Genomic DNA, 13186 nt, shown 5'->3' with positions numbered 1-13186 from the left:
CGGGAGGTGAGACGAGGCGAGCGGGACACAGAGAGCGTAGCTCATTGTTACCTACACTCACAATGAGCGGGGTCCTGATATTGTTCCCGCATGACCACCTCCGATCCCGACGGCGCGCTCGCCGAGCAGCTGCTGCGGTTCACCCGTCGGGTGCACCGCATCCAGAAGCACCATCTGGAGCTGTCGGACCTGGGCATCACACCCGCCCAGTCCCGCCTGCTGCGCACCCTCTCCCATTTCAGCGCACCGCCGCGGATGACGGACCTCGCCGAACGCCTGGAGGTCGTACCGCGGGCGGTGACCACGCTGGTCGACGGGCTGGAGGCGCACGGCAAGGTCCGCCGGGTGCCCGACCCGACCAACCGCCGGGTGATCCGGATCGAGCTGACCGACGCGGGCCGCGCCACGCTGCGCGAACTGCACCGGGCACGTCAGTCGGCGGCGCGGGAGATCCTGGCCCCCCTGACGGACGTGGAGCGAGTGGTGCTCGGGGATCTGCTGGACACGTTGATCGGCGGGGCGGCGGCTCCTCACTGCTGAGGCGTTCACGCACCACATGAGGGCAGGCGGCGTCCGCCCCTCCGGGATGCCGGAGGGGCGGACGCCGCCTTCGGGGACGACTTTCCGGCGACTGGCCGGCCGCCCTGGTCACCGGCGGCGGGTTCCTCGGGACGGTGACCGCCTCAGGTGGCGGCCGGAACCACGCGGTGCCGCGGAAAACCGGTTGATCCAGACCACCCTGCGGAGCGAACCTTTCACGGTTTGCTGTCGCCGCTCGCCGCGGTCCCCTCCCCCATCCCTGACACGAGCCACTGGGACGTCATGAAGATCCGAGACCTTCCCTATCCAGACCCGGGTGTGCCCGACGCCCGCTCGGGGCCCCGATTCCTGTGGTGGCTCGGACGCAACCAACTGGGCGGCCAGCTCACCTCCCTGGCCTGGGGCCTGCTGCACTTCATGGCCGTCTCGGCACAGCCGTTCTGCGTCGGGTTCGCCATCGAGGCGGTCGTCGACCGCTCCGGCGCCCGGCTGGCCCTCGCCGGTGGGCTGATGGCCCTGTTCGGCGCCGCCACCGCGCTCGGGGACACCTTCCTGCACCGCGCCGCGGTCACCAACTGGATCACCGCGGCCGCTCGCGTCCAGCAGCTCCTCGCCCGCAAGGCCTCACAATTGGGCTCCGCGCTCAGTCGGCGGGTCGCGGCCGGGGAGGTCGTCGCCGTCTCCACCGGCGACGTCGAGAAGATCGGCTGGTTCGTCGAGGCCGTCTCCCGCTTCACGGCGGCCGCCCTCACGGTCGTGTTCGTCTGTGTCGGCCTGGTGGTCTACCAGCCGGCCCTCGGCGTCGTCGTCGCCGTGGGCCTGCCCGTCGTCGCCTTCGCGGCGCTGCCCCTGCTGCCCCGCGCGACCCGCCGGGCCGACCTTCAACGGGAGAAGGCCGGACGCGCCACCGAACTCGCCTCCGACACCGTGGCGGGCCTGCGGGTACTGCGCGGCATCGGCGGCGAGGACCTCTTCCTCGACCGCTACCGCCGCGCCTCCCAGGAAGTCCGTCACGCGGCCGTGCGCAGTGCCCGCATGTGGTCACTGATCAGCGCCATCCAGGTCCTGCTGCCGGGACTGCTGCTGATCGCGGTCGTGTTCCACGGCGTCCACCTGGCCCGCGCGGGCCGCATCTCCGTCGGCGAACTCGTCACCGTCTACAGCTCCGTCATGGTCCTGGCCTATCCCCTCAGGCACTTCGAGGAGATCGCGATGGCCTACTCCTTCTCCCGTCCGTCGGCGAAACGCGCCGCCCGCGTCCTGTCGATGGAGCGGGTCACGGACGCGGGTGGATCACGCGCCGCGGACCTGCCCTCCGGTGACCTGTACGACCCGGCCACCGGCCTGCTCGCCCCGGCCGCACGGCTCACCGCCGTGGTGTGCGGCGACCCGGACACCGCCGGACGACTGGCCGAACGCCTCGGCGGACACCCTGCCGAGAGCGGTCCGTCCGTGCTGCTCGGCGGGGTCCCGCTGGACGAGTTGCCGCTGGGCAGCGCGCGCACCGCCGTCCTCGTCCAGGACAAGGACCCGGTGCTGCTGTCGGGCTCCCTGCGCGACCTGCTCGACGTGCCCGCCTCGGGCGCTGTCGGCGCGGCCGAGGCGCTGGCGGCCGCCCGGTGCGGGGACGTCCTCGACGCCCTCGTCCAGGGCTCGCTGGACGTGGACGATCCGCTGGACGCCCACATCACCGAGCGAGGACGCTCCCTGTCGGGCGGCCAGCGCCAGCGGCTGGCGCTGGCCCGGTCACTGTTCACGGACCCGGAGGTCCTCGTCCTGGACGAGCCCACCTCCGCCGTCGACTCGCACACCGAGGCACGGATCGCCGAGGGGCTGCGGGAGATCAGGACGGGGCGCACCACGGTCCTGTTCACCTCGTCCCCGCTGCTGCTGGACCGGGCCGACCGGGTGGTCCTCGTCCACGAGGGCCTGGCCGTCGCCGCCGGCGTGCACCGCGAACTGCTGCGTACCGAGCCGCGGTACCGCGCGGTGGTCACCCGCGAGACCGACGAGGAGACCTCGGTGAGCGGTGCGCTGGACGAACAACTGCACGAACTGCACGGGCTGCACGGACTGCAAGACGCAGAACGGCACGAGATCGAGGAGTCCGCATGATCGGCGTGGCGCCACCGGCCTACGACCCGGCGGCACCGACGACAGCCAACACGCTGCCCGTCGGCGCCCCCGCGACCGTACGCGCCTACGTGGCCGAACTGCTGCGTCGGCACCGGCGTGCGTTCGGGATCCTCCTGGCCGTCAACACGGTCGCCACCGTCGCCTCGATGGTGGGCCCGTGGCTGCTCGGCGACGTCGTGGAGCGGCTGTCGGAAGGAGCCCGCGAACTCCACCTGGGCCTGACAGCGACGCTGTTCACCCTCGCCCTGGTCGTCCAGGCAGTCTTCGTGCGGCAGGTGAGGCTGCGCGGCGCGATGCTCGGCGAGCGCATGCTGGCCGACCTGCGCGAGGACTTCCTCGTCCGGGCGGTGCGCCTGCCGCCGGGCGTGCTGGAGCGGGCCGGCACGGGCGACCTGCTGTCGCGCATCACCACCGACATCGACCGGCTGGCCAACGCCATGCGCGAGGCCGTGCCGCAACTGACGATCGGCGTGATGTGGGCGGCACTGCTGCTCGGCGGACTCGTCGTGACCGCTCCGCCGCTGGCACCGGCCGTACTGGTCGCGGTGCCCCTGCTGGTGGTGGGCTGCCGCTGGTACTTCAGGCGGGCCCCGGCAGGCTACCGCTCGGAGGCCGCCGGTTACGCCTCCGTCTCCGCCGCCCTCGCCGAGACCGTGGACGCCGGCCGTACCGTCGAGGCCCACCGCCTGGGCGACCGGCGCGTGGGACTGTCGGAACTGCGGATCAAGCAGTGGACGGCCTGGGAGGACTACACGCTGTGGCTGCGGTCGGTCCTCTTCCCGGTCATCAACCTCGTGCACGTCACCGTCCTGGGTTCGGTCCTCATGCTCGGCGGGGTGTTCGTCCTGCAGGGCTGGATCGAGGTCGGTCAGCTGACCACGGGCGCGTTGCTCGCCCAGATGCTCGTCGACCCGGTGAACCTGATCCTGCGCTGGTACGACGAGCTCCAGGTCGCGCAGGTGTCGCTGGCCAGGCTCGTCGGGGTGCGCGACATCGAGCCGGACGCCGGTGACTCCGGGCTGGAACCGGACGGGCGGGACGTGCTCGCCGACCGGGTCCACTTCGGCTACCGCGAGGGCGTCGACGTGCTGCGCCAGGTGTCCCTGGAGGTCGCGCCCGGCACCCGGCTGGCCCTCGTCGGGCCCTCGGGCGCGGGCAAGTCCACGCTGGGCCGGCTCCTCGCGGGCATCTACGCGCCCAGGGACGGCCGGGTCGCCCTCGGTGGCGCGGAACTGTCCCGGATGACCGCCGAACGCGTCCGCTCGCACGTGGCGCTCGTCAACCAGGAGCACCACGTCTTCGTCGGCTCGCTGCGCGACAACCTGCGGCTGGCCCTGCCCCACACCCGCCTCGAGGAGGACCGGCCGGATCCGGCCGACGCCGGGCCGGCGGAGGAGGCCGCGCTGTGGGCGGCGCTCACCGCGGTCGACGCCGACGGCTGGGCAGGCGCTCTGCCCGACGGCCTGGACACGGAGGTCGGCTCGGGCGGGCACGTGCTCACCCCGGCACAGGCCCAGCAGGTCGCGCTGGCCCGCCTGGTCCTCGCCGACCCGCACACGCTGGTCCTGGACGAGGCGACCTCGCTGCTCGACCCGCGCGCCGCCCGTCATCTGGAGCGCTCTCTCGCCCGCGTCCTGGACGGCCGCACCGTGGTCGCCATCGCCCACCGCCTCCACACCGCGCACGACGCGGACGTCATCGCCGTCGTGGAGAACGGGCGCATCAGCGAGCTGGGCAGCCACGCAGAGCTGGTCGCCGCGGACGGGGCCTACGCGGCACTGTGGCGGTCCTGGCACGGCTGAGGAGGCGGATTCGGGACTCGGACGGACAGGAACCGGTAGGGGCCGGCCCGCAACCGGACAGGCAGGTGGGAGCCGGCCGCCCGGCTCGCCCGGGCGGGCACGGCGGCCGGGCCACTGCGGGACGGGCGGCTGCTCCACGAGGCCGGATCACCGCCGGACGAACGGGAGGCGGTCACCGCACCGGGCCGGCGACGCTGTGCGAGACCTGCGGGGCCCCCGTCGGCGGACCACCGCAGTCGCCCCCCGCCGACGGCGCCGGGGGGAGGCCGTCAGCCCGCGTCCGAGCGCGCCGGCGCGGTTCTGGCGTTGCGCACTCCCGAAGGGGGGTGGAACGCTGGAGAGCGGCACCCCACGCGGCAGGCAGCCGGGCCGGCCGGTCCGGCGCGCACCGCCACCGGCCGGTGTCCCGTGCCACGGTCGCCCACCGCCGACCCCGCGGTGAGGATGGGCCCGTCACCCCCTGGAGGTACCCGTGAACAGCGCCGACGGATGGGGAGACGACGTCTACCAGCCCGACGCCTCCGAGATCCAGGACGACGCCGGACTTCTCGACGCGGAGGACACTCTGGAGAACGACGGCGTCGGCGATCCCCTGGACCGGGGATGGTCGCCTCCTGAGCGGCCCTGGGCCGTGGAGCACTCCGGCGTGACGGCCGCGGAGCGCCGGCAGGGCGAGACCCTGGACCAGCGGCTCGCGGAGGAACTGCCCGACCTCGTCGCACCCGACGGCGACGGCCTCGGCGACTGCGACGGCACCGACGGGGAACTCCTGGACAACGAGGTCGGCGCCGTCCGCTCCGGCCGACTCGTCGCACCGGACGAGGGAGCCCACGAAGACGAGGAGAGTGCGCTGGTCGCCACCGACGTCGGTATCGACGGCGCCGCCTCCTCCGCGGAGGAGGCGGCGATGCACATCGTCGACGAGGACGCTCTGCCCGGCTGATCGGCGCCGTCCGTCCGGTCCGGCCGCCGCGGCCCACCCGTGCCGGCCGGCCCCGCACCCACCGCGCGCACTGTCCGAGGAGCACGCATGCAGCAGGACAAGCACCCCGACCACCACTCGGTCGTCTTCCGTGACCGCACGGCCGGCTGCGCCTTCCTGACCCGGTCCACCGCGGCCAGCGACCAGACGATCGAGTGGGACGACGGGGAGACCTGCCCCCTCGTGGATGTCGAGATCTCCTCGGAGAGCCACCCGTTCCACACCGGCAAGGCCCGCACCGTGGACACGGAAGGCCGCATCGCCCGCTTCGAACGGCGCTACGGGGAAGGCACGCCGACCTGAGCCGATCCCGTCGGCCCCGGCAGGACTCGCCCCGGCACGGCTCAGATGTAGTTGAGCGCGGCCGCGCCGCCCACGCCTCCGAGCACCATGAACACGGGCATCAGCACCTTCAGCTCGACCCAGCTTCCGGCCCGGAACCGCATCGCCTTGGGCGGACCGATCGGGTACCAGCGCTTGCGCCCGATCGGGATGGGCCACAGAACCGGACAGCCCGAGACGGTCAGCGCGTCCCCGATGTCGTGGACCAGGGCGCCGAGCACGATCGGCAGTCCGAGCCAGAGGTACTCCTGGCCCGGGTCCGTGAACAGCCAGTCCGATCCGTTGCCCGGCTTGTCCAGCAAGCCGGCGATGATCCACGCGCTCGCCGCCGCCAGCAGCCACACCAGCACGTCGCTGCTGGACCCCCGCGTCGCCCGCCACAGCAGGCCCTCGATCGCCAGGACCATGTGGACGAAGAGCAGCGCGAGAACCGCCCAGCGTCCGCCGGTGATCGCCAGCGCCGAGCAGCCCGCGCCGATCGTCACCGCCCACAGCCAGGTGTGCGTCAGGGTGCGGTGCCCGCCGGAGCGGCGCGGGTCGCCCTGCTTGCGCGTGCTCTTGTAGACGGCGTAGGAGAGCTTGTCCACGATCTCGCACAGCCAGCGCGAGAGGGGTCCGAAGGCGCGGGAGATCGTCGCGGCCTTGTGGTCGAGGTCCGGGGCCAGAGCAGCGCCGGCGCAGATCAGCGCGCCGGCGAGCAGCACCGGCCACGGCATCGAGTGGCCGGCCGCGGCCGCCGCCGCGCCGACGCCGAGCCAGGCGGCGGCGCCCGACAGTGAGTGTGCTGGTCCCATCATGGCCGTTGCCCGCCCCATTCCTCGTGCGCCGCTGTCCAGTTGAACGGGTGCGATGACGCTCCGTCGGCGACACAGCGTAGCTGCCGTGATCTTCGGTCCCGCATCCGATTCCCCCGTTGCGCACCGGGGCAGGCAAGATGGGGGCGTGACCCTCATCGATCAGCTGCCGCCGACCGCAGATCCCGACGCCCTGTACGAAGCCTTCGAGTCCTGGGCCCAGGAGCGCGGTCTGACGCTCTACCCCCATCAGGAGGAGGCGCTGATCGAGGCGGTCTCCGGGGCGAACGTGATCGTGTCGACGCCGACCGGCTCCGGCAAGAGCATGATCGCGGCGGGTGCGCACTTCGCGGCTCTCGCCCGCGACGAGGTCACCTTCTACACCGCTCCGATCAAGGCGCTGGTGTCGGAGAAGTTCTTCGAGCTGTGCAAGATCTTCGGCACGGAGAACGTCGGCATGCTCACCGGTGACGCGTCCGTCAACGCCGACGCCCCGGTCATCTGCTGCACCGCCGAGGTGCTCGCGTCGATCGCGCTGCGCGACGGCAGGCACGCGGACGTCGGCCAGGTCGTCATGGACGAGTTCCACTTCTACGCGGAGGGTGATCGCGGCTGGGCCTGGCAGATCCCGATCCTGGAACTGCCACAGGCCCAGTTCATCCTCATGTCGGCCACGCTCGGCGACGTGTCCTTCTTCGAGAAGGACCTCGCCCGGCGCACCGGCCGGCCCACCGCGGTGGTCCGCTCGGCGACCCGGCCCGTACCGCTGTCCTACGAGTACCGCTTCACGCCGCTCACGGAGACGCTCACCGAGCTGCTGGAGACGAAGCAGGCTCCCGTGTACATCGTGCACTTCACTCAGGCGCAGGCGGTGGAGCGGGCGCAGGCGCTGATGAGCATCAACATGTGTTCGCGCGAGGAGAAGGAGCGGATCGCCGAGCTGATCGGGAACTTCCGCTTCACCACCAAATTCGGCCGCAACCTCTCGCGTTACGTACGGCACGGCATCGGCGTGCACCACGCCGGCATGCTCCCCAAGTACCGGCGACTCGTGGAGAAGCTCGCCCAGGCCGGCCTGCTGAAGGTGATCTGCGGGACGGACACGCTCGGCGTCGGCGTCAACGTGCCGATCCGCACCGTGCTGTTCACGGCGCTGACGAAGTACGACGGCAGCCGTGTCCGCACGCTGCGGGCCCGTGAGTTCCACCAGATCGCGGGCCGGGCCGGTCGGGCCGGCTTCGACACGGCGGGCCTGGTGGTCGCGCAGGCGCCCGAGCACGTCGTCGAGAACGAGAAGGCGCTCGCGAAGGCCGGCGACGATCCGAAGAAGCGCCGCAAGGTGGTCCGCAAGAAGGCGCCCGAGGGCTTCGTCGGCTGGACCGAGAGCACCTTCGAGAAGCTCATCGCCTCCGACCCGGAGCCGCTGGCCTCCCGCTTCCGGGTGACGCACACGATGCTGCTGTCGGTCATCGCACGCCCCGGCAACGCCTTCGAGGCGATGCGGCACCTGCTGGAGGACAACCACGAGCCGCGCAAGCAGCAGCTGCGGCACATCCGGCGCGCGATCGCGATCTACCGTTCGCTGCTGGACGGCGGGATCGTGGAGAAGCTCGACGAGCCGGACGCCACGGGCCGCGTCGTCCGCCTGACGGTGGACCTCCAGCAGGACTTCGCACTGAACCAGCCGCTGTCCACCTTCGCACTGGCCGCGTTCGAGCTGCTGGACCCGGAGTCGCCGTCGTACGCGCTCGACATGGTCTCCGTCGTGGAGTCCACGCTGGACGACCCGCGGCAGATCCTCGCGGCCCAGCAGAACAAGGCGCGCGGCGAGGCGGTCGCCGCGATGAAGTCGGACGGTGTGGAGTACGAGGAGCGCATGGAGCGTCTCCAGGACATCACGTACCCGAAGCCGCTGGAGGAGCTGCTGTTCCACGCGTACGACACGTACCGCAGGAGTCACCCGTGGGTGGGTGACCATCCGCTGTCGCCGAAGTCGGTGATCCGTGACATGTACGAGCGGGCGATGTCGTTCACCGAGCTGGTGTCGCACTACGAGCTGGCCCGCACCGAGGGCATCGTGCTGCGCTACCTGGCGAGCGCCTACAAGGCGCTCGATCACACGGTCCCGGACGACCTGAAGTCGGAGGACCTGCAGGATCTGATCGAGTGGCTCGGCGAGATGGTGCGGCAGGTCGACTCCAGTCTGCTGGACGAATGGGAGCAGCTGGCCAACCCGGAGGAGATGACCGCCGAGGAGGCCCAGGAGAAGGCCGACGAGGTCAAGCCCGTCACCGCCAACGCGCGTGCCTTCCGTGTCCTCGTCCGCAACGCGATGTTCCGCCGTGTCGAACTCGCCGCCCTCGATCATGTCGACGAGTTGGGCGAGATGGACGGTGAGTCCGGCTGGGACGCCGACGCGTGGGGCGAGGCGATGGACAAGTACTGGGACGAGTACGACGACCTCGGTACCGGTCCGGACGCCCGCGGCCCCAAGCTGCTGGTCATCAAGGAGGAGCCGCAGCACGGACTGTGGCGGGTCCGTCAGATCTTCGACGATCCGAACGACGATCACGACTGGGGCATCAGCGCGGAGGTCGACCTGGCGGCGTCGGACGCCGAGGGTCGCGCGGTGGTCCGTGTCACCGACGTCGGCCAGTTGTGAGTACAGGACGAGGCAGACACCGCACAGGAGAAGCACACACATGACGAATCCGGCCGAGAGGCTCGTGGACCTGCTGGACCTCGAGCAGATCGAGGTCAACATCTTCCGCGGCCGCAGCCCGCAGGAGTCGCTGCAGCGGGTCTTCGGCGGACAGGTCGCCGGCCAGGCGCTGGTGGCGGCCGGCCGGACGACGGAGGGCGACCGGCCCGTGCACTCGCTGCACGCGTACTTCCTTCGGCCGGGCCAGCCGGGGGTGCCGATCGTGTACCAGGTCGAACGGGTTCGGGACGGGCGGTCGTTCACGACCCGCCGGGTCACCGCGGTGCAGCAGGGACGCACGATCTTCAATCTCACCGCCTCCTTTCACAAACCTGAGGAAGGTCCCTTCGAGCACCAGCTGCCACCGGCCCGCGAGGTGCCGGATCCGGAGTCCCTGCCGACGGTCACCGAGGAGGTCCGGGCACATCTGGGGGCACTGCCGGAGCAGCTGGAGCGGATGGCGCGACGGCAGCCCTTCGACATCCGGTACGCGGACCGGCTGCGCTGGAGCTCCGAGGAGATCAAGGACGCCGAGCCGCGCAGTGCGGTCTGGATGCGTGCCGTCGGTCCGCTGGGTGACGATCCGCTGGTGCACACCTGCGCCCTGACGTACGCCAGCGACATGACTCTCCTGGACGCCGTGCGTCTTCCGGTCGAACCGCTGTGGGGGCCCCGGAACTTCGACATGGCGTCCCTGGACCACGCGATGTGGTTCCACCGGCCGTTCCGCGCGGACGAGTGGTTCCTCTACGACCAGGAGTCGCCCGTCGCGATCGGGGGTCGCGGTCTGGCCCGCGGGCGGATCTACGACCTTCAGGGGCGACTGCTGGTGTCCGTCGTGCAGGAGGGCCTGTTCCGGAAGCTGTAGGCCCGGGCGTCTCGGACGCTTCTGCGGAGCAGCCGGCCCAGGAGTCCGGTCCTGGGCCGATCGGTCCGCGGAGCCTGCTCCCGTTTCCCGGCCGGCCGTGGCGGGGCGGGCTTCGCGGCGGGTCGTGGTGCCGGTCGGTGTGCGCGGGCCAGTTCGAGGGCGTGCGCCAGGTCGGAGCGCAGCCAGGCGATCTCGTCGGGGTCGGCCGCCGTCATGATCCTCTCCGCCAGCCGCGCTGCCGGTGAACCCGGGACGCTGTGCGTCGGGGGTCCGGGCCGGAAGCGGTTCAGGTGGGAGCGTTCGTAGGGGTCCCTGGCGATGTCGGCGACCTGTGCCGGGTCCAGGAGGGCGGCCAGGGCGCCCGCCCGCTGCCAGGGACCCTCGGCCTGCCGCAGCAGGGATCCGAGGTGCCGCCCGCGCCAGTTCCGGGCCCGCAGGTCCAGTCCGGCGGCCAACTGCTCCCGCATCCCCTCGGGCGCACGGCCCGTCAGCAGGGTGGCGTTGTCCTCGTCGCCGGCGAACTGCCTTAGTTCATCGGCGAGATAGAGCCATACGACGGCACGGTAGCGATTCGGATAGAACGTCACGGGCACCAGGAACCCCATCCTGGCCAAGCGGGTGAACCGGCTCGGGGGCACCCGCATGACGGCTGCCGCCTCGGTGGTGCCGACGGCCTCGACGCTCCTGGTCAGGGCGTCGGGGAAGCCGGGTGCCGCGCGCAGGCGGTCGATCTCGGCGCGGGCCACCCGGCGGCCCCCGCCTCCTTCGTCGGGCACGGTCCTGATGCGTCCGAGGTGCACGGCGAGATCGAACTGGCTGCGCTTGAGGCCCAGTTCCCGTGCCGCGCGGCTGTAGGTGCAGGAGAGGGCGTGCGGTGACGCGACGGTGTTGCCTGACATGGTCGGTCTCCCCCGTGGAGTGCGGGGCCCCGCGCCGTCCGCGGTGGCCTCGGGAAAAACCGTAGCCGGATTCGCGAAACTCTTGGCGGCCTGTGGATAAGTCCACGGGGAAAGCGAACACGCAGGTCAGAGGTGCGGATAGGGGTCGCTGTCGGGTCGGCGCGCGTCGACGGCGAGGTGCTCTCCGACGCGATTGACGAGCAGGGCCATCTCGTAGGCGATCTGTCCCATGTCGGCCTCGGCCGTGCTGAGCACGCAGAGACAGCTGCCGCTGCCGGCGGCCGTGACGAACAGCACCGCGTCGTCGAACTCGACCATCGTCTGGCGCACCCCGCCGACACCGAAGTGACGGCCGGATCCCTTGGCGAGGCTGTGCAGTCCGGACGAGACTGCGGCGAGGTGCTCGGCGTCCTCCCTGCGCAGTCCCGTGCTCGCGCCCGCCACCAGCCCGTCGTTGGACAGGACCAGCGCGTGGTGCACTTGTTCGACGCGCTCGGTCAGGTCGTCCAGCAGCCATCCCAGGCTCTGCTTCTGTGCCATGATCCGTCTCCCCGTGACGTTTCCCCGTGTGATGTTCCCGCCTGGCCGACAGGTCCGTCCGCCAGCCTTCCCCACCTCCGGCCGCCGGGCAAGGAGGATGGGGGCATGGCACAGAAGATGACCGACGAGGAATGGCGGGCGTTCGTCTCGCAGGGCACCCGCACCGCAAAGCTGTCGACGGTACGGGCCGACGGAAGCCCGCACGTGGCACCCGTCTGGTTCCTGCTCGACGGGGACGAGGTGGTGTTCAACACCGGTAAGGAGACGGTGAAGGGGCGCAATCTGGCGCGGGACGGCCGGGTCGCCCTGTGCGTGGACGACGACCGGCCGCCGTTCGACTTCGTGGTGCTGCAGGGGCGAGCCCGGATCTCGGAGGACCTCGACCAGGTGCGGCTGTGGGCGACCCGTATCGCGGCGCGGTACGTGGGAGAGGACCGGGCCGAGGCGTTCGGGGCCCGCAACGGCGTCCCGGGCGAACTGCTGGTCCGCGTCGGGATCGAGAAGGTCCTGGCGCAGAGGGCCGTGGCGGACTGACGCGAAGGGCGTCCTCCCTCAGCTCACGGAGTCGAGGATCCGGGCGGTGTGCATCCGCCCGGCGTACTCGACGAGCCGGATCAGCACCTCCTTCCCCGAGTCGCGGTCGCGGGCGTCACACGGGACGACCGGGGTTCCCCGGTCCAGGTCGAGGGCGCGGGACACCTCCGAGGCGCCGTGGGAGTGCGCTCCGGTGAAGCGGTTGACGGTCACCACGAAGGGGATGTGCCGATGCTCGAAGTAGTCGACCGCGGGGAGGCAGTCCTCCAGCCTCCGGGTGCCGGCGAGCACCACGGCGCCCGGTGCTCCCTGGGAGAGTTCGTTCCACAGGAACCAGAAGCGGTCCTGGCCCGGGGTGCCGAGACGGAAATGCGCCGGGCCGATCGCCTCCCGCTCGAACGCGTACGCCAAGGCGCCCTCCGCACCGGTGAGGGATCATGCGGAACATGAGCGACGACCACACACACGTCCAGGAGTTCTTCACCCCGCGCGCGGCGGACTGGGACAGCCGGTTCCCCGACGACGCCCCCGCCTACGCGGCCGCAGTCGCGGAACTCGGTCTGCACGGGGGCGGCCGCGTGCTCGACGCGGGCTGTGGCACCGGACGGGCCCTGCCACCGCTGCGCGACGCCGTGGGGCCCTCCGGGATCGTCGTCGGGGTGGATCTGACCCCGGCGATGCTGGAAGCCGCCGTGCGGGCCGGACGTGACCGTGCCGGGCGACTGCTGCTCGCCGATGTCACCGCGCTCCCCCTGCGCTCCGGTTCGCTCGACGCGGTGTTCGCCGCAGGTCTCGTCGCCCACCTGCCCGACCCCTCGCGGAACCTGCGCGAACTGGCGCGGGTGGTCCGTCCCGGCGGCGCGCTGGCCCTCTTCCACCCGATCGGCAGGGCGGCCCTCGCGGCGCGCCAGGGCCGCAGTATCACCCCGAACGACCTGCGTGCCGAGCCGAACCTGCGGCCGCTGCTCGCGGGCTCGGGGTGGCGCATGACGTCGTACGTCGACGAGGACGCCCGGTTCCTGGCGCTGGCCGTGCGCGAGGGCTGAGG

12 protein-coding genes and 1 pseudogene are annotated in these 13186 nt (G+C 71.7%); 9 read left to right on the top strand and 4 right to left on the bottom strand.

From position 1 onward, the window contains the following. Positions 1-90 precede the first annotated feature (90 nt). The 5 genes from ACGFQC_RS20755 (at position 91) to ACGFQC_RS20735 (ending at position 5763) form a co-directional block, all read left to right on the top strand. Complete coding sequence (locus ACGFQC_RS20755; RefSeq protein WP_363090299.1) at positions 91-540, top strand: MarR family transcriptional regulator; 450 nt, start codon at positions 91-93, stop codon at positions 538-540. Between the two features lie 282 nt (positions 541-822). Then, positions 823-2655 (top strand): ABC transporter ATP-binding protein, encoded by a 1833-nt coding sequence (locus ACGFQC_RS20750; RefSeq protein ID WP_363090301.1) that lies wholly within the window; start codon positions 823-825, stop codon positions 2653-2655. Further along, complete coding sequence (locus ACGFQC_RS20745; RefSeq protein WP_363090302.1) at positions 2652-4478, top strand: ABC transporter ATP-binding protein; 1827 nt, start codon at positions 2652-2654, stop codon at positions 4476-4478. Before ACGFQC_RS20750 ends, ACGFQC_RS20745 begins: the two co-directional genes overlap by 4 nt. A gap of 472 nt (positions 4479-4950) precedes the next feature. Then, a complete protein-coding gene (locus ACGFQC_RS20740; protein ID WP_363090303.1) occupies positions 4951-5421 on the top strand; it encodes a DUF5709 domain-containing protein in 471 nt (156 codons plus the stop codon). A gap of 87 nt (positions 5422-5508) precedes the next feature. Further along, on the top strand, positions 5509-5763 hold the full coding sequence (locus ACGFQC_RS20735) for a type B 50S ribosomal protein L31 (RefSeq protein ID WP_363090304.1): 255 nt from the start codon (positions 5509-5511) through the stop codon (positions 5761-5763). A 41-nt stretch (positions 5764-5804) separates the two neighbouring features. On the opposite strand, the gene ACGFQC_RS20730 is transcribed toward ACGFQC_RS20735, so the two are convergent. Next, positions 5805-6599 (bottom strand): metal-dependent hydrolase, encoded by a 795-nt coding sequence (locus tag ACGFQC_RS20730; protein ID WP_363090305.1) that lies wholly within the window; start codon positions 6597-6599, stop codon positions 5805-5807. A 145-nt stretch (positions 6600-6744) separates the two neighbouring features. Between ACGFQC_RS20730 and ACGFQC_RS20725 the strand changes: the two genes are divergently transcribed. After that, positions 6745-9258 carry a DUF3516 domain-containing protein gene (locus ACGFQC_RS20725; RefSeq protein ID WP_363090306.1) on the top strand — a complete coding sequence of 838 codons (2514 nt, stop codon included), beginning with the start codon at positions 6745-6747 and terminating at the stop codon, positions 9256-9258. 40 nt (positions 9259-9298) lie between these two features. Next, the gene (locus ACGFQC_RS20720) at positions 9299-10165 is read left to right on the top strand and encodes an acyl-CoA thioesterase II (RefSeq protein ID WP_363090307.1); all 867 of its coding nucleotides are present in this window, start codon (positions 9299-9301) and stop codon (positions 10163-10165) included. Here ACGFQC_RS20720 and ACGFQC_RS20715 read toward each other — a convergent pair. Both ACGFQC_RS20715 and ACGFQC_RS20710 read right to left on the bottom strand, forming a co-directional pair. After that, positions 10111-11064, bottom strand: coding sequence for a DUF6397 family protein (locus ACGFQC_RS20715; RefSeq protein WP_363090308.1), 954 nt, complete (start codon positions 11062-11064; stop codon positions 10111-10113). The genes ACGFQC_RS20720 and ACGFQC_RS20715 overlap by 55 nt on opposite strands. Positions 11065-11190: 126 nt before the next feature. Further along, on the bottom strand, positions 11191-11604 hold the full coding sequence (locus tag ACGFQC_RS20710; protein ID WP_363090309.1) for a roadblock/LC7 domain-containing protein: 414 nt from the start codon (positions 11602-11604) through the stop codon (positions 11191-11193). A 105-nt stretch (positions 11605-11709) separates the two neighbouring features. On the opposite strand from ACGFQC_RS20710, the gene ACGFQC_RS20705 reads away from it, so the two are divergent. After that, positions 11710-12138 carry a PPOX class F420-dependent oxidoreductase gene (locus ACGFQC_RS20705; protein WP_363090310.1) on the top strand — a complete coding sequence of 143 codons (429 nt, stop codon included), beginning with the start codon at positions 11710-11712 and terminating at the stop codon, positions 12136-12138. Positions 12139-12156: 18 nt separating this feature from the next. Here ACGFQC_RS20705 and ACGFQC_RS20700 read toward each other — a convergent pair. Next, positions 12157-12501, bottom strand: a pseudogene (locus ACGFQC_RS20700) (ATP/GTP-binding protein); the annotation flags it as partial. An 83-nt stretch (positions 12502-12584) separates the two neighbouring features. Here ACGFQC_RS20700 and ACGFQC_RS20695 point away from each other — a divergent pair. Further along, positions 12585-13184, top strand: a complete 600-nt coding sequence (locus ACGFQC_RS20695) for a class I SAM-dependent methyltransferase (protein WP_363090311.1) — start codon at positions 12585-12587, stop codon at positions 13182-13184. Positions 13185-13186: the final 2 nt, after the last annotated feature.

This window comes from Streptomyces sp. NPDC048734, assembly GCF_043198675.1.
In the GTDB taxonomy this organism is placed as follows: domain Bacteria; phylum Actinomycetota; class Actinomycetes; order Streptomycetales; family Streptomycetaceae; genus Streptomyces.
The sequence above is the reverse complement of the archived record's forward strand: the minus strand, read 5'-3'. Positions and strand labels throughout refer to the sequence as shown.

Coding starts and splice junctions, on each gene's coding strand:
- ACGFQC_RS20755 (WP_363090299.1), top strand. CDS start 91: ATGACCACCTCCGATCCCGACGGCGCGCTCGCCGAGCAGCTGCTGCGG.
- ACGFQC_RS20750 (WP_363090301.1), top strand. CDS start 823: ATGAAGATCCGAGACCTTCCCTATCCAGACCCGGGTGTGCCCGACGCC.
- ACGFQC_RS20745 (WP_363090302.1), top strand. CDS start 2,652: ATGATCGGCGTGGCGCCACCGGCCTACGACCCGGCGGCACCGACGACA.
- ACGFQC_RS20735 (WP_363090304.1), top strand. CDS start 5,509: ATGCAGCAGGACAAGCACCCCGACCACCACTCGGTCGTCTTCCGTGAC.
- ACGFQC_RS20730 (WP_363090305.1), bottom strand. CDS start 6,599: ATGATGGGACCAGCACACTCACTGTCGGGCGCCGCCGCCTGGCTCGGC.
- ACGFQC_RS20720 (WP_363090307.1), top strand. CDS start 9,299: ATGACGAATCCGGCCGAGAGGCTCGTGGACCTGCTGGACCTCGAGCAG.
- ACGFQC_RS20715 (WP_363090308.1), bottom strand. CDS start 11,064: ATGTCAGGCAACACCGTCGCGTCACCGCACGCCCTCTCCTGCACCTAC.
- ACGFQC_RS20710 (WP_363090309.1), bottom strand. CDS start 11,604: ATGGCACAGAAGCAGAGCCTGGGATGGCTGCTGGACGACCTGACCGAG.
- ACGFQC_RS20705 (WP_363090310.1), top strand. CDS start 11,710: ATGGCACAGAAGATGACCGACGAGGAATGGCGGGCGTTCGTCTCGCAG.
- ACGFQC_RS20695 (WP_363090311.1), top strand. CDS start 12,585: ATGAGCGACGACCACACACACGTCCAGGAGTTCTTCACCCCGCGCGCG.